This is a genomic window from Pseudomonas sp. TUM25319, assembly GCF_056388475.1.
The window spans coordinates 3,951,768-3,968,220 of sequence record NZ_CM150751.1 but is presented as its reverse complement, the minus strand read 5'-3'; the positions used below and the strand labels follow the sequence as shown (position 1 = coordinate 3,968,220).

Genomic DNA, 16,453 nt, shown 5'->3' with positions numbered 1-16,453 from the left:
CAAGGCCGGCTCCCATAGGGTGGAGGCAGGCCTGGCGCTGCGATGAGGATCTATCGAGGGGCGCTGGGCAGCACGCTGGCCCAGGGCCGGTAATTCAGGGCGAACACCGCATCGGCATGGCAACTCGCGCCAAGGGCCGGGGCCATGGGCTCGGCGCGGAAGGCTTCCCCCTCGCGGCTGACCTGGCGAAACGCTTCGCGAATGATCCCCACCTCACAGGGCAGGGCGGCAATGTAGCGCTGCCGTACCAGTGGGCTCAGCCGTCCCGTGCCGGCACCGTCCTGCCACCACAGCGTGAGGTTCAGCCCCACCAGCTCGGCGAACCAGCCCGCCTGTACGCCCGGCGCCAGCTTGCCGGTGCTGAAGGCGCTCAGGTGCAGCGGCGCGTCCAGTTTGCGGTTGAATTCCTGCAACTGGATGTACAGCGCATCCCGCCGGTCGGACGCCTGGAAATGCAGGTCGTCCAGCTCCATCGGCAGGTACCAGCCGGTCACCGGCAGTTGCCAGTGCTCGCGGACTTCACGCTGCTGCGCCAGTGATTCGCCCAGTTGGGCTTTCCAGTAGGCGGCAAGCCCCGCGCTGTCCAGTTCGTCGATACGGGTGTAGTAGGCGCTGTCCAGGTGCAGCCCCACGATCAGCTTCAGCCCCTGGGCATGGGCTTCGCGCAGGCTGTTGGCGAGCCAGCCGTCGGCGCCGCCGAAGCGTTCTTCACCGTAGCGGGTCCACTGCACGATGAGGGTGTGCGCGCCTTGGCGGACGGTGTCGCGCCACAACTGGCGCCATTGCTCGGTACTGAGGCTGGCATCCGCGTTCAGGGGTTGGTAGATCACCCGCTGGTCGGCAGCGACGGGCAGGCACACCAGCAGTAAAAGCAGTAACAGTCGGCGCATCAGAAGGTCAGCTCCACGCCCAGCAGCACGCCATTGGCGCGCTCGTATAGATTGCCGCCGAGGGACTGCTGGTACTCGGTGCGTACCTTGAGCGAGCCCCGATAAGCATTGTACTTGTCGTCATCGAACCACCATTGCCAGCGCAGGCCGATGCCGGCGCGCAGGTCCTGGCGCCAGTCGTTGCTCGGGTCCTGGCTGGCAAATTCGAGGAAGCCATAGGGCATCAGTGTCTGCGGCGAGCGGGTATCGAGCTTCCAGGTGTGCCCTTGCTGATAGCGCGACAGCCACTGGTGATCGCCGGCGCGGGTCCACCAGGCGGCGTCGAGGTAGAGGAAACGCTCGTTCCAGTCATCCTCGTCGACCCGCCAGTCGGCGCGGTAATCGCCCTGGTCGAAAAACGACGCGGTGGCGCGCAGCAGCAGGTCGTTGCTGCTTTCGGCGTGGCTGCGCAGGTCTTTCCAGTTGCCGCCGACCTTGGCCGGACTGAGCAGTTGGCCGAGGCTGAGGCCGTCATAGTGCGCGTCGTCGATCTGCCGCTGGTGGTACAGCTCGGCGTACAGGTTGAGGTTGGCGCGGCCCAGCGGCTTGTAGCGCAGGCCAACGCCGGTGCCCATGCTCTGGGCGTAGTCGCTGCGGCCACTGGCGCCGAACAGCACGCGACCGTACACCGACAGGGTGCTGCCGTTGCGGCTCGGCTCTTCGCCCAAGGCATGGTCCCACATGGCCATCTGCACGTTCTGCGACTGCGCCCGGCGCTGCGGGTTGTCCGAGGCGCGGAAGTTGTCGTTGGTAGAGATGCCGGCCGGCGACCAGGTGCTGGCCAGGGTCACGGTGTCGCGCCGCGACAGCGCTTCGTGAGCGCGGCGCTGGCGGTACTTGCGCGCTTCCAGGCTGCCGTATTCGTCGTCGCCGTCCACCAGGTCCTGCTCTACATCGAGCACCCGGCGCAGTTCTCTGCGGGCGGCGGCGCTGTCTTGCACTTCGTCGTAGCGCCAGGCGAGGGTCTCGCCGATGCGGTAGTCCTCGGGGAAGCTGCGGGTGGCCTGTTGCAGGTACGGGATGGACTGGCGGCGCAGCGCCGGGTCCGGGTCGCCGGCCAGGCGCATGCCGTAGTCGGCGCGGTAGCGTGGATGCTCCGGCGCCAGGCGCACGGCCTCGGCCAGCCAGGCCGTGCTCTGGGTCAGGTCGCCGGTTTTCCGGGCGGTGATCGAGGCGTCGTAATAGTGCTCGGCCCGTGGCTGGTGCTGCAAGGCCTGGCGGCGGCGCTCCAGGGCGAGCGGCAGGTCGCCGCGGCGTTCGGCGATGGCGGCGCCCAGCGCCCAGTCATCGGCGGCCGGGTGGCCAGCAGGGCTCCAGTACTGTTCAGCCCGTTCCGGGTTGCCGGCGTTGAGGGCACTGCGGGCGGCGGTAAGGCGGGCGTTGTCGGTCCATTCGCTGGAGGGCAGGGTGTCGAAGAGGCGCTGGGCGCCGGCTGAATCGCCAGCCGCTTCCAGGGCGTAGGCCAGCGGCAGGCGGCTGCCGCGATCACCCAGGCGTTGCGCGGCCTGGTAGTACACCACCGCTTCGCCCGGGCGGTCCGGCATGGCGCAGCGCCCGAGGGCGCGCAATTGGCCGGGCTCGACGGGCTTGTCGGGAATCGCCGCGTGCACCGCCTCGCATTGACCGCTTTCCGCCAGTCGCGCCAGCAGCAGGCTGCGGCTGGCGGCATCGATCCGGGGAATCAGGCCGCTGACCCTGCGGCTGTCCAGCGCCGTATCGGCCTGGCTGTACAGACCGGCCAGTCGCTGCAGCAGCGGGGCGGGGAGACGGCCCTGATGGCGATCGTACGCCTGCTCCAGCAGTCCCCGTGCCTCGTTCCCGCGCCCGCCGTCGAGCATCAGGTAAGTGGCCTGGTTCAGCGCGTCGAGGCTGCCGGTCTGGCGATACAGGCTGGCCCAGGCAGCAGCGGCATCGCGGCCGTGGCCGGTGCCCTGCAACAGTTCGGCACGTTGCTGGAGGATGGCCGGGGTCTGCGGCTGGGCGGCGAGCCAGTCCATCACCTGGCGGGTCTTGCCTTCTTCCCTCCAGATCTCCAGCAAGCGTTGTTGCCGCTGGCTGTCCCAGGGTTGCGGCAGACGCTGGCGTTGCAGCAGGTCGTCGGCATGCAGGCGCTGGGCGAGGACCAGCCAGGTTTTCGGATCGTCCTCGGCGCGGCACTGGGCCAATTGTTCCCGGGCCTGTTGCGGATCGTTGCGCGACAGCCATTCGGCGGTTTCCAGGCAGGGTTTCTGCAGGTCGTTGCTCAGCTCGCGTACCAGGGCGCCGTCTTCGCTCTGCCGGGCCAGTTCCAGCAGTTGCTGGCGGTGTTGCGGCTGATCGCGGTCGGCTTGTGGCAGTGATTGCAGCCAGCGTCGCGCCTGTTGCTCGTGACCCATGGCGACGGCGCGGTCGACCATGGCCAGGCGTGTCCTGCGCGCGGCGTCTTCCGACGGCGCCTTGGCCAGCAGGGCTTGCAACGGGGCTTCGTCGAGGCGTTGCACGTAGGCGTTGGCCAGGCGCTGCCAGTCGTCGTCGCCGAGCGGGCCGCTGGCGGCGAGCGGTGCCAGTTGCTGGATGGTCTCGTCCCAGTCGCCCACCTGTTCGGCCCAGTTGGCCCGGGACTGACGCAGGATATTGTCGTCGCCGGCCGGGCGTAGCTGGTTCAACCAGTCCAGCGCCTTCTGCGGCCCGCCATGCTTGCCCAGGCTCAGGCTGTAGGCCTGGCGCAGGCGGATGCGCGGGCTGATCTGGCTGTCATTCATCCAGCGCTCGACGGTAGCGGCGTCCGGCGGGTCCTGTTCGATACGCAAGAGGCGCAGTTCCAGCAGTGCTTCGCTGTCCTTGCCCTGGACCGCGGCGAGCTGTTCGGCTTCCTGGTAGCGGTGCTGATGGGCCAGGGCCTGGATCAGCAGGCTGCGGGCTTCATCGTTGTTCGGCACCCGCTCCAGCAGGTGACGGGTCAGGCGTTCGACTTCCGGCCAGTTGGCGTTCTTCGCCTCGCGGTAGCTGCGGTCCATGTAGGGGAAGCTGCGGAACCGGTCGAAATCGCTCATCGGTGCCGCCATGCCCTGCGCGCTGCACAGGCACAACAGCAGGCCGGTCAAGGTCAGGGGCCTGAGCGTCTTCATGCCACCTCCCTGGCGATGTTGTATGCCGCCTGCTGTTCGGTGGCCTGTTCGGCCAGGGCTTCGCGCAGCACCTGGTCAGTGATGATGCCGCGCTGGATCAGGTAGTCGCCCAGGCTGGTGCTTTCCGGGTCGAAATCGATCATCACCTGATTGAACAGGGTGGCCGGGACCATGCCGCGGGTTTGCAGCAGAGTGCCCAGCAACACCTGATGATGGCTGACCCGCTCGATCAGGTCGGCATCGTCCTTGTGACGCTCCAGCACCGCGAGCATCGCCCGGGTTTCCTCCTTCTGCCACGGGCTGGGGTAGTGATAGCGCAGCCCGAGGGTGACCCGCCCCTGGGGAGCCAGCCGGCTGCTGACCGGGCGCTTGAGCTGACGGGCAATGGCGCCGAGGGACACCTGGCTGACCGGGCTTTCGCTGGCCAGCACCAGGGTCTTGCCCTCGACCGCCACCGGCAATACGCCGTAGTGCATGGCGATCTTGCGCGGCAATTGGGCAATCAGTTGCGGGTCGATGGCGAACGGGTCCAGCGGGGCCCAGGGCAGGTCCAGTTGCTCGGCCAGGGTTTCCACCAGCTGTTCGCTGCTGATCAGCCCGCGCACCAGCAGCTCTCGCCCCAGACGGCGGCGTTCCGGTGCGGTGATCGCCGCCTGCAGTTGCTCGGCGCTGATCAGGCCCTTGTCGACCAGGCGCTGGCCCAGCGGTGTGCGGGCCGGCGCGGCGAGGGCCGGGAATTCGTGGGTGGTCTTGTCCCAGGCCACCCGCCGTGAGTCGCCCATCTCCAGCACCTGGCGCAAGGCGCGGACGTTGGCGAAGAAATTGACGAAGTTGCTCCACATCATCCGGGGCGCCGACAGCAGGCCCTCGAAGATGCCGTAGTAGCGGGTGACGAACCAGCCGCGCTGGAACAGCCGGTTGATCAGCAGAAAGCCGTTGAGCCAGAGCAGGGTGCTGAGCAACTGGCTACCGGCCAGGATCGACGGGAAACGCCAGGCGTCGGGGAAAATGACGGTGATCAGCCACATGGTCACCAGCACCAGCAGCAACAGGTTGACCAGGAAGCTCAGCAGGTAAGCGAACAGCCCGCGGCGGTCGCGCCAGAGGAAATAGTTGAGTGCACCCTTGCGGCTCCAGCCCAGGTTGCTGGTGCCCTGGAAGACGATGCCGACGATCCACCGCGATTTCTGCCGGATCGCATGCTGCCAGTCGCGGGGGAAATGCTCACGCACGCAGATCACCTGGGCGAAGGCCTTGCTCATGCCCGGCGCCCAGACCCGCTGCAAGGCCAGTTGCGGGTCGCTGATGGAGTAACGGGCGAAGATGCACTTCATGCCTTTCTGTTTGAGCCGGAAGCCGATGTCGTAGTCCTCGGTGAGGCTCTGCACGTCGAAGGCGATGCCGTCGCCGTCTTCCAGCAGCGCGCCGATGGCGCGGCGGCTGAAGCAGGTGCCGACGCCGGCGCTGGGCACCTGGCCGGTCAGGGCTTCGCGGACGATGACGTCCTTGCCGTGGTTCTCGGCGAACTCGTCCACGTAATGCCCGGCGGTGAACCCGCGCCACTCGGGGGCGAAGGGGTAGACCGGAATCTGGATCATGTCCTTGTTCGGCAGCAGGTAGTTGAACAGGCGCAGTTCCATGGGCGAGATGACGTCTTCGGCATCGTGCAGGATGAACCCGGCGAACTCGATGCGGGCATCGCGCTCGAAGCGCAGGATGGCGTCGATCACGTTGTTCAGGCAGTCGGCCTTGCTGGTGGGGCCGGGGCGCGCACAGACCACCTTGTGCACATTGGGATAATGCAGGCACACGGCATCGACGTCGGCCTGGGTCTGCGGGTCGTTGGGGTAGGTGCCGACGAAGATCTGGTAGTTCTCGTAGTCGAGGGTGGAGGCGGCAAGTCGTGCCATTTCGCCCACCACGCCCACCTCGTTCCAGGCCGGGACCATGATTGCCAAAGGTTTTTCCGCCACCTCGAACAGGCGCTTTTCGTCCGCCGGTGCGTATTTTTCGTAGATGCGGAAGCGCCGGATCAGTTTTCGGCCCCAATAGACGATGTCGATGAACAGGTCATCGAGGCCGAGCAGGAACATCAGGCTGGCGAGGAGGATCGCCAGCCACTTCAGACCGAACAGGACATAGGTGAGGACATCGACCCAGAACAGGCTCATGAGGCACGCGGCCCGCTGGCGTTCTCCTTCGACCACCGGGTCGGTTCAGTGGCGATGACGGTGTACGGCATTCCTGCGCTCATGGTCCGGTCCCTCTGATATTCAGGTCATACGGGGCGTTGCATGTGGGTAGGCTTTAGATACAAGCAGCGGAGTCCGAGGTTGTCCAATGCGTGGGATGTTTCGGTGACCTGCGTGGAGCGGCGTTGCGACGGTGTTCTCGGCAACTTCTTGAATCATTTGTTGACGGGCCACTGGCGTTTCGCTAGTTTCGACGCCATGACAACGCTCCCGCTCGTGCCGACCCGCAGCATTATTACCGCCATTATCAGATTGGCGGGTTAGCTGGCACTTGCACCGAACCCGCCCTAGGAGGCGGGTTCTTTCTCTCGACTCCTGGGCACTTTGAAAAGACCAGGAGTCACCGATGACCAGCCTCACCGCTTGCCCCAGTACCGCCGTTGGCGCACCGAACCTGCTGTCGGACTACGTGCGCCGGATTCTTGCCGCACCGGTGTACGACCTGGCCATTGAAACGCCTCTGCAAGCGGCCCGTGCCCTGTCGGCGCAACTGGGCAACCAGGTGTTGCTCAAGCGCGAAGACCTGCAACCGACCTTTTCCTTCAAGATCCGTGGTGCCTACAACCGCCTCAGCCAGCTGACCCAGGCCCAGCGCGAGCGTGGCGTGATCACCGCGTCCGCCGGCAACCATGCCCAGGGCGTGGCCCTGGCCGCCCGCGAACTGGGCCTTGTCGCCACCATCGTCATGCCGGAAACCACCCCGGCGCTGAAAGTCGAGGGTGTGCGCTCCCGTGGCGGCAATGTGGTGTTGCACGGCGATGCCTTTCCGCGGGCTCTGGCTCACGCCCTGCAACTGGCGCAGCGCGACGGCGCGACCTTCGTGCCGCCGTTCGACGACCCGGACGTGATCGCCGGCCAGGGCACCGTGGCCATGGAGATCCTGCGCCAGCAGCAGGGCCCGCTGGACGCGATCTTCGTTCCGGTGGGCGGCGGCGGGCTGATCTCGGGCATCGCCGCCTACGTCAAGTACCTGCGGCCCGAGGTCAAGGTGATCGGTGTCGAGCCGCAGGACTCCAACTGCCTGCAGGCTGCCCTGGCTGCAGGCGAGCGGGTGGTGCTGCCGCAGGTGGGCACCTTTGCCGATGGCGTGGCGGTGGCGCAGATCGGCGCCCATTGCTTCGACATCTGCCGGCACTACGTCGATGAGGTGGTGACGGTCAGCAGCGACGAGCTGTGTGCGGCGATCAAGGACATCTACGACGACACCCGTTCCATCACCGAGCCTTCCGGCGCGCTGGCGGTGGCGGGGATCAAGAAATACGTCAACACCCGTGGCGTGCGCGGGCAGACCCTGGTGGCGATCGACTCCGGGGCCAACGTCAACTTCGACCGCCTGCGCCATGTCGCCGAGCGCGCCGAACTTGGCGAGCAGCGCGAGGCGGTGATCGCCGTGACCATCCCCGAGCGTCCGGGCAGCTTCCGTGCGTTCTGCCAGGCCCTGGGCCGGCGCCAGATCACCGAGTTCAACTACCGCTACTACCCCGGCAAGGAAGCGCGGCTGTTCGTCGGCGTGCAGACCCACCCCGTCACCGATCCTCGCGAGGCGCTGCTGGCCAGCCTGCAGGAGCAAGGCTACGACGTGGTGGACCTGACCGACAACGAACTGGCCAAGCTGCACATTCGCCACACCGTGGGCGGACATGCCGGGCCGGGTGCGCAGGAGAGGGTGCTGCGCTTCGAGTTCCCCGAACGGCCGGGGGCGCTGCTGGGCTTCCTGGAAAGCCTGGGCAAGCGCTGGAACATCAGCCTGTTCCACTACCGCAACCACGGCGCCGCCGAGGCGCGGGTATTTGCGGCGCTGGAAGTGCCGGAGGAAGAACGTGACAGTCTGCCGGCCACCCTGGATGCCATGGGTTATCGCTACTGGGACGAGACCGATAATCCGGCATACCGGCTGTTCCTTGGCTGAATTGTCATGGATCAACACAGGCTGCCCGTGACTGGCGGATGCTCGGATTACCGAGATAAAGCCACTGAGGGACAAGACCATGAGCAGCACGTTTTTCATTCCAGCCGTGAACATCATGGGAATCGGTTGCCTGGATGAAGCCATGACGGCGATCGTCGGCTATGGCTTTCGCAAGGCCCTGATCGTTACCGACGCCGGGCTGGCCAAGGCCGGCGTGGCCGAGCGCATCGTCGAGCAACTGGCGCTGCGCGATATCGACGCGGCGGTGTTCGACGGCGCCAAGCCCAACCCGAGCATCGCCAACGTCGAGCAGGGCCTGGCGCTGTTGCAGCGGGAGAAGTGCGATTTCGTCGTTTCCCTGGGCGGCGGCTCGCCCCATGACTGCGCCAAGGGCATTGCCCTGTGCGCCACCAACGGCGGCAAGATCGCCGACTACGAGGGTGTCGACCGCTCGGCCAAGCCGCAATTGCCGCTGGTGGCGATCAACACCACCGCCGGCACCGCCAGCGAGATGACCCGCTTCTGCATCATCACCGACGAAGCGCGCCACGTGAAAATGGCCATCGTCGATCGCAACGTCACGCCGATCCTGTCGGTGAACGACCCGGCGCTGATGGTCGGCATGCCCAAATCCCTGACGGCCGCCACGGGCATGGACGCCCTGACCCATGCGGTGGAGGCCTACGTGTCCACCGCGGCCACGCCGATCACCGATGCCTGCGCCCTGAAAGCCATCGAACTGATCAGCGCCAACCTGCGCCAGGCCGTGGCCAACGGCCAGGACATGCCGGCGCGGGAGAACATGGCTTATGCCCAGTTCCTTGCCGGCATGGCCTTCAATAATGCGTCCCTGGGTTATGTGCATGCCATGGCGCACCAGCTGGGCGGCTTCTACGACCTGCCGCACGGCGTGTGCAACGCGGTGTTGTTGCCCCATGTGCAGCGGTTCAATTCCAAGGTGTCGGCGGCGCGCCTGCGGGACGTGGCGGGAGCACTGGGCGTCGAGGTGCGCGAGCTGAATGCCGAGCAGGGCGCGGCGGCGGCGATTGCGGCGATCGAGCAGTTGAGCCGTGATATCGATATTCCGCCAGGGTTGGCGGCGCTGGGGGCCAAGGTCGAGGATGTGCCGATTCTTGCCGTCAATGCTCTGAAAGATGCCTGCGGCCTGACCAATCCGCGGTCGGCGAGCCAGGCGGAGATCGAGGCGGTGTTCAAGGCAGCGTTCTGATTGTTGTTGGGGGTGTTGGGATGGCCGGGCGCCTGTCGTGAGATGTTTGGCGCCCTCGAGATCGAGCGCCGCCCGCGCGGCGCATCGCCGGCAACGCCGGCTCCCACATTTGTTGCAACGTACCTATGTCTGTCAGGCCATGGTTGATCGCCTTGTTTGTACGACGCGATATCGAGCCGAGCCCAACAGCCTCCCCGCGATATATCGCCAAGCACCAAAGGCTGGCAACTCAACTCTCACAGCCCATGGCGCGTTGCAACAGATGTGGGAGCCGGCGTTGCCGGCGATGCGCCGTGCGGACGGCGCTCGATCTTGAGGGCGCTGAAGCTCTCCTGCCATGCCCCCCAAAACCCAACACATCCCCCCATCCATACCCCGTTTTGACGATGCCCACCTGATCCCGCCCCCGTATACCTCTCAGGGTTCTTTCCCTGGAGGTAACCCTCGTGAAACAAGCTCCCCCTTACGTACCCGGCCACCAGTTGCTGGCCGGCAAATCGGTGCTGATCACCGCCGCCGCCGGCGCCGGGATCGGCTATTCGGCGGCCCGGCGCAGCGCCGAGGAAGGCTGCCGGGCGCTGATGATCTCGGACATCCACCCGCGCCGCCTGGAAGAGGCAGTCGAGCGGCTGAAGGCGGAAACCGGGCTGCAGGCCATCTACGGGCAACTGTGCAACGTCACGGTCGAAGCCGAGGTCCAGGCCCTGGTGGACGCTGCCGAGCACCAATTGGGCGGCGTCGATGTGCTGATCAACAACGCCGGCCTCGGCGGACAGAAAAGCGTGGTCGAGATGAGCGACGAGGAGTGGTCGCGGGTGCTGGACGTGACCCTCACCGGCACCTTCCGCATGACCCGTGCCATGCTCCCGCACATGCAACGCCGTGGCGCCGGAGCCATCGTCAACAACGCCTCGGTGCTCGGCTGGCGTGCACAGAAGGAGCAGGCCCACTACGCCGCGGCCAAGGCCGGGGTCATGGCGCTGACGCGCTGCGCCGCGCTGGAAGCCGCCGAGCACGGTGTACGCATCAACGCGGTGTCGCCGTCCATTGCCCTGCATGACTTCCTCAAGAAAGCCTCCAGCGAAGCACTGCTGGCCAGCCTGGCCGGCCGCGAAGCCTTCGGCCGCGCCGCCGAGGTCTGGGAAGTGGCCAACGTGATGATGTTCCTCGCCAGCGACTACGCCTCCTACATGGTGGGCGAGGTGCTGTCGGTCAGTTCGCAACAGGCCTGAGGAGTCCGCCATGAGTCATCTCTTCAGCAGTGCCCAGGCATTGCTCGACGCCGAGGGCCTGGACCTGGGCCGTACCGACTGGCTGACCATCGAGCAGCCGCGCATCGACCTGTTCGCCGAGGCCACGGGCGATCACCAATGGATTCACGTCGATCCCGAGCGTGCCGCCAGCGGCCCGTTCGGCGTGTGCATTGCCCACGGTTACCTGACCCAGTCTCTGGTCAACCTGTTTCTGCCGCAGCTCATGACCCTGGAAAACATGGCCATGGGCGTCAACTACGGTTCCGACCGCGTACGTTTTCCGGCGCCGGTGCGGGTCGGCGCGCGGGTGCGCGGGCACGGCGTGATCCTGCGCGCGGAAAGCCTGGGTGAAGCGGTCCAGGTGGTGGTCCGCGTCAGCGTCGAAATCGAGGGCGAGAGCCGTCCGGGCTGCGTGGTCGACACCATCAGCCGCTACACCTTCAATCCTGTTTGAGCGAGATCGTCATGAGCCTGAATGAAGTCGTAATCGTCGCCACGGCGCGTACCGCCCTGGCCAAATCCTTCCGTGGGTCGTTCAACGACACCGAAGCGCCGGTCCTTGGCGGCCATGTGGTGCGGGCGGTGGTCGAGCGTGCCGGCATCGAGGCCGACGCGGTGGACGATGTGATCATGGGCGCCGCCGTGCAACAGGGCACCCAGGCCTACAATATCGGCCGCCTGTGCGCCTACACCGGCGGCCTGCCGGACAGCGTGCCGGGCATGGCCCTGGATCGCATGTGCGCCTCTGGCCTGATGAGCATCGGCGTGGCCGCCAAGGGCATCATGGCCGGCGAGATGGACATCGCCATCGGTGGCGGCGTCGAGTCGCTGTCGCTGACCCAGACCAAGCACAAGAACACCTACCGCGCCCAGTCCGTTGCCGTGCTCGACGCCATGCCCACGGCGTACATCCCGATGCTGGAAACCGCCGAAATCGTCTCCCGTCGCTACGGCATCAGCCGCGCAGCCCAGGACGAGTACAGCCTGCAGAGCCAGCAGCGAACGGCGGCCGCGCAGCGCAACGGCCTGTTCGCCGACGAGATCGTACCCCTGACCGTCGACCGCCTGCTGTTCGACAAGGAAGGCCAGCCGGCTGGCCATGAGCGGGTGACGGTGGAGCGCGACGAATGCAACCGACCGAGCACGACACTGGACGACCTGGCGGCGCTCAAGCCGGTGTGGAAGGACGGCAAATGGGTTGCGCAGGGCGAGTTCATCACCGCTGGCAACGCCTCGCAGTTCTCTGATGGTGCGGCTGCCAGCCTGCTGATGAGCCGCACCGAAGCCCGGCGCCGTGGCCTGACCCCGCTGGGCATCTACCGTGGCATCGCCGTGGGTGGCTGCGCCCCGGACGAGATGGGCATCGGCCCGGTGGTGGCGATTCCGAAACTGCTCAAGCGCTTTGGCCTGGGCGTGGCGGATATCGGCTTGTGGGAGATCAACGAAGCCTTTGCCTGCCAGGTGCTGCATTGCCGTGATGCGCTGGAGATCCCGCCAGAGCGTCTGAACGTCAACGGCGGTGCGATTGCCATCGGTCATCCGTTCGGCATGTCCGGCGCGCGGATGGTCGGCCACGCGCTGCTGGAAGGGCGCCGCCGTGGCGTGCGCTACGTGGTGATCGCCATGTGCATCGGGGGCGGCATGGGGGCGGCGGGGTTGTTCGAGCTGCCTTGAGAGCAGCTAAGCCATTTGGACGATGCCCCCGCGACCGCCCGGTCAGATGATCCTCTGACAACAACGACAGAGGATCACCCCATGCAGCCTGCACCGTGCCCGCGTCAATCGCCCTGGAGTCCGTCATGCGCAATCTGATCGGCTACCTGATGAGCGCCATCGTCATTGCCGCCGTGGCCTTCGCGTTCTCGCCACGCCAGCCGGCGCCGCTGGGGATCACCGAAATCGACGCCGACCGGGTCCAGGTCAACGCCTTGCTGGCCGACGGTGAGCAACTGCTCGGGGTCGGTGAACGAGGCACCATTCTCACCAGTACCGACGGCGGCCTGTCCTGGCAGGCCAGTCAGGTGGCCGGCGGCCGCGACGCCACGCTGACCGCGGTCACGGCACTGACTCCCGGCCTGCTGGTGGCAGTGGGGCATGACGGCTGGATCCTGCGTTCCACCGATGGCGGCCGGCAGTGGCAGGAAATGCACTACGACGCCGAGCTGGGCGAGCCCTTGCTGGGCGTCTGGAGTATCGACGGCCAGCATGTGGTGGCCTACGGCAGCTACGGCAAGTACCTGGAGTCCAGCGATGCCGGACTGCACTGGACCGCACGGGAAATGCCCGGCGACGGCGCTCATTTCAACGGCCTGGACGGCGGTGCCGACGGCCGGCAAATGCTGGTGGGCGAGCAGGGCCTGGTGCTGCGCTCCAGCGACGGCGGGCAGCAGTGGCAGAGTCTGACGCCGTTCTACAACGGCTCACTGTTCGGCGTGGTACGGCTGTCGGCCGAGCGCTGGCTGGCCTACGGCATGCGCGGTCATGTGTTCGTCACCAGCGACTTCGGTGACCACTGGCGCCAGGTGGATGTCGGCAGCCGCCTGCCGATCTACGGTCATGCGCTGCTGCCCGGCAACCAGGGCCTGGTGCTGGTGGGCGCCGGCAGCACGCTGATCCGTCTCGACGCCAGGGGCGCGCTGCAGGACAGCTCGCAGCGCGCTGGTCTCGGCACCCTGACCTCGGCACTGGTGCTCAACGCCCGGCACCTGCTGGTGGCCGGCGAGCGCGGCGTGTTCCAGGGCAACGAGCAAGGCGCCCTTGCCGTCGCCCCCTGAGACTTGCTATCACCCGCCTGGCGTTTCCCGTGCGCCAGGGGATGTGCCTTGCGGCTTCACACAATAAAAACAACAGACGGGCGCCGGCATGCCGGGCCCGTGGGGGACTGACCATGCACACCACGATGCCCAATGCCCGGGTCCTGGAAGAGATGGGGCTGGAACTGGCCGAATACGAGCGGATGATCGGCAACATGTACGATGCCGCGATGGACACCTGCTGCATGACCGAGTCGCTGCAGCAGGTGCGGGCGCTGTTCCAGGCCAATTTCGTTACCCTGATCCTGCGGGTGGCCGACGAGCCGTTCCTGTCGCCGATGATGGTCGCCGGCGATATCGAACTGGGCGAGGGCGGGATCAATCACTACGCCTACTACGCCAAATCGACGCTGTTCGACAAAATGCCCACCGACCGGGTGTTCACCATCGACGACCTGATGAGCGAGGCCGAGTGGCTGGGTTCGTCCTTCTATCTGCTGTACTGCGAGCCCTACGGCTGTCACCAGATGCTCGGTGTCGATATCAGCATGCCGGACGGTGGCATCCTGCGCCTGCGCATCAACCGCACCCGCGAGCAGGCGCGTTTCGGCGATACCGAGCGGGCCATGTGCGCCATGCTTATCCCGCACCTGCGGCGGGCCTTGCACATGCATTCGCTGCTGGACCGCAGCGCGTCTCTGGGCAGCCTGTACAGCCAGACCATCAGCCGCCTGGCGGTGGCGACCATCGTCCTCGACGAAAGTGGCAGCGTGCTGCAAGTGAACCCGGTGGCGCGGGAGATTCTCGACAGCCAGGACGGCCTGAAACTGGTGGGTGGGCGCCTCGAAGCGACCTACCCCAGCGACAACCGCGAACTGAGCCGGTTGGTGCGCAACGCTTTCACCCGTGCCCGCCAGGGCGAGGTGGGCGGGCAGGGCGCCGAGGCCATGTCGATATCGCGGCCGTCCGGGCAGGTCAATCTCGGCGTGGTGGTGGAGCTGATCCCGTCCCAGGAATTGCTCGAAGGCAAAGGCAAACCCACGGTGATGGTCTATGTGCGCGATGCCGTGGGCAAGTCGCTGGTCAGCACAGTGGTGACGTCCCAGCTCTATCACCTGACGCCCGCGGAAACCGCCCTGGCCCTGGAACTGGCCAACGGGCTGTCGCTGGAAGAAGCCTCGGAACTGCTGAACATCCGCCGCAACACGGCGCGGGCGCACCTGCGCTCGATCTTCTCCAAGACCGGCGTGCGCCGTCAGACCGAGCTGGTGCGGATCATGCTTAACAGCGTGGTCGCCCTCGGCCAGCCGGGCACCTTGCCACTGCCGGCAAGCGCAGTGTGAGGGGCGGTCGCCACGTCCGGGGCGGGCGTGGCGGCCGGTAAAAACGCGTTAGTCCGCACGGACGATGCTGTCGGTCCAAGCCCCTGCCGATACTGGGCTCCCTGCTATCGGTATTCCAAGGAGAACAACAATGACCGGCAGTATCCTGGGCTCTCGTGGCCTGGCTTCGTTGACCTTCGCAGCCGCCCTTGGCTGTATCGCTCCCGCCAGCGCCGCCCCGGAAGACGTCCCGCGCCTGGGCAGCGAACTGACCTGCCTGGGGGCGGACAAGAGCGGCAATGCCGATGGCAGCATCCCGCCGTATTCCGGCAAATGGCTGGGCGTGCCGCCCCAGGTGGATTTCAAAGGCACCGGCCACCACCCGATCGATCCCTATCCGGACGAAAAGCCGCTGTTCGTGATTACCGCCGCCAACCTGGCGCAGTACGGCGACCGCCTTTCCGACGGCCAGAAAGCGCTGTTCAAGCTCTATCCTGCCAGCTTCAGGATGCCGGTCTATCCCAGCCACCGGGATTTCCGCCCCAGCGACACGGTGTGCCAGGCCACCAGGGAAAACGCTGCGGTGGCCAGACTGGTGGACGACGGCGAGGGCGTGGTCGGCAAGACCGGCGGCACGCCGTTCCCGGTGCCACGCAGCGGCCTTGAATTGCTGAAGAACGCCTCGCTGTTCACCCTGCGGGCCTGGACCGAGGAATACACCTCCGACAACGCCTACGTGCTCAAGGACGGCAACATCAACTGGGGCCGGGTGCATTCGCGCAACCTCGCGCCGGCGCTGGAGCCAGGGCGGATCGGCGACACCACCGGCAACTCGTCGTTCTACCTCAACGAGACCCTGCTGCCGCAGCGCGACAAGGGCGAGATCAACACCGGCACCGAGTTCTGGAACGACAAGACCCAGCCCCGCCAGGCCTGGCGCTACGACCCCGGTACCCGCCGCGTGCGACAGACGCCCGGTTATGGCTTCGATATGTCCTTCCCCGGCAGTGGCGGCTCGCTGACAGTGGACGAAGTGCGCATCTTCAACGGCTCGGGCCAGCGTTACGACTGGAAGATCGTCGGCAAGCGCGAGATGTACATTCCCTACAACACCTATCGCCTGCACTCGGCGAGCCTCAAGTACGCGGACCTGCTGACCCCCGGCCACATCAACCCCGAGGCCATGCGCTACGAGCTGCACCGGGTCTGGGAACTGGAAGGCACCCTCAAGCCCGGCTACCGCCACCTCTACGGCAAGCGCCGCATGTACATCGACGAAGACACCTGGTTCCCGATCATGGCGGACAACTACGACAACCGTGGCGAGCTGTGGCGCACCTCGATGGTCAACTACTTCTACGCCTACGAGTCCCAGGCGCAGCAGGCCGGGGTCGGCCTGTACCACGACCTCAATGCCGGCAGCTACCTGGCCTTCAACCTGATCAACGAACAGCGCACCGGCTACCAGTTGAACAGGCCGGGGTTCAGTCCCAAGGACTTCGGTCCGGAGGCGGCGCGGCGGTTCGGGCAATAGATCGCGTTGGGGCTTTATCGCTGGCAATGCCAGCTTGTGTCTTCAAGGCCTCTTAAACTCAGAAGGGTGAGAGCGGTGGATGGCAGACTGAATGCCAGCGGTGCTTAAAGCACGAGTGGGAGCCAAGTCGCCATCCACCTCTCACTCTGACCAGAAGCCCGAACAG

The 16,453-nt window shown here is 66.3% G+C and carries 11 protein-coding genes; 8 read left to right on the top strand and 3 right to left on the bottom strand.

The annotated features are described in order from the left end of the window. Nucleotides 1-50 precede the first annotated feature (50 nt). From AC05QJ_RS18375 to nfrB, 3 genes are read right to left on the bottom strand one after another with little or no spacing between them, the layout of a single operon-like run. A complete protein-coding gene (locus AC05QJ_RS18375) occupies nucleotides 51-890 on the bottom strand; it encodes a DUF4434 family protein (protein WP_476742717.1) in 840 nt (279 codons plus the stop codon). Continuing rightward, the gene (locus tag AC05QJ_RS18370) at nucleotides 890-4,036 is read right to left on the bottom strand and encodes an NfrA family protein (RefSeq protein WP_476742716.1); all 3,147 of its coding nucleotides are present in this window, start codon (nucleotides 4,034-4,036) and stop codon (nucleotides 890-892) included. Before AC05QJ_RS18370 ends, AC05QJ_RS18375 begins: the two co-directional genes overlap by 1 nt. Further along, nucleotides 4,033-6,207: a cyclic di-3',5'-guanylate-activated glycosyltransferase NfrB gene (gene nfrB / locus AC05QJ_RS18365; protein ID WP_476742715.1), complete on the bottom strand. Its 2,175-nt coding sequence runs from the start codon at nucleotides 6,205-6,207 to the stop codon at nucleotides 4,033-4,035. The genes AC05QJ_RS18370 and nfrB overlap by 4 nt, the downstream gene beginning before the upstream one ends. Nucleotides 6,208-6,634: 427 nt before the next feature. On the opposite strand from nfrB, the gene ilvA reads away from it, so the two are divergent. The 8 genes from ilvA to AC05QJ_RS18325 all read left to right on the top strand — a co-directional run bounded on the left by ilvA (nucleotide 6,635) and on the right by AC05QJ_RS18325 (nucleotide 16,287). After that, nucleotides 6,635-8,197, top strand: a complete 1,563-nt coding sequence (ilvA, locus tag AC05QJ_RS18360) for a threonine ammonia-lyase, biosynthetic (protein ID WP_476742714.1) — start codon at nucleotides 6,635-6,637, stop codon at nucleotides 8,195-8,197. Nucleotides 8,198-8,276: 79 nt separating this feature from the next. Continuing rightward, nucleotides 8,277-9,425 (top strand): L-threonine dehydrogenase, encoded by a 1,149-nt coding sequence (gene yiaY / locus AC05QJ_RS18355; RefSeq protein WP_476742713.1) that lies wholly within the window; start codon nucleotides 8,277-8,279, stop codon nucleotides 9,423-9,425. Between the two features lie 446 nt (nucleotides 9,426-9,871). After that, nucleotides 9,872-10,657, top strand: a complete 786-nt coding sequence (locus AC05QJ_RS18350) for an SDR family oxidoreductase (RefSeq protein ID WP_476742712.1) — start codon at nucleotides 9,872-9,874, stop codon at nucleotides 10,655-10,657. A 10-nt stretch (nucleotides 10,658-10,667) separates the two neighbouring features. After that, the gene (locus AC05QJ_RS18345; protein ID WP_476742711.1) at nucleotides 10,668-11,132 is read left to right on the top strand and encodes a MaoC family dehydratase; all 465 of its coding nucleotides are present in this window, start codon (nucleotides 10,668-10,670) and stop codon (nucleotides 11,130-11,132) included. Between the two features lie 11 nt (nucleotides 11,133-11,143). Beyond that, entirely contained in the window at nucleotides 11,144-12,352 is a 1,209-nt protein-coding gene (locus tag AC05QJ_RS18340; protein ID WP_476742710.1) for an acetyl-CoA C-acyltransferase, read from the top strand. Nucleotides 12,353-12,477: 125 nt separating this feature from the next. After that, a complete protein-coding gene (locus tag AC05QJ_RS18335) occupies nucleotides 12,478-13,452 on the top strand; it encodes a WD40/YVTN/BNR-like repeat-containing protein (protein ID WP_476742709.1) in 975 nt (324 codons plus the stop codon). Between the two features lie 113 nt (nucleotides 13,453-13,565). Next, complete coding sequence (locus AC05QJ_RS18330; protein WP_476742708.1) at nucleotides 13,566-14,774, top strand: helix-turn-helix transcriptional regulator; 1,209 nt, start codon at nucleotides 13,566-13,568, stop codon at nucleotides 14,772-14,774. A 130-nt stretch (nucleotides 14,775-14,904) separates the two neighbouring features. Then, on the top strand, nucleotides 14,905-16,287 hold the full coding sequence (locus AC05QJ_RS18325) for a DUF1329 domain-containing protein (RefSeq protein ID WP_476742707.1): 1,383 nt from the start codon (nucleotides 14,905-14,907) through the stop codon (nucleotides 16,285-16,287). Nucleotides 16,288-16,453 lie beyond the last annotated feature (166 nt).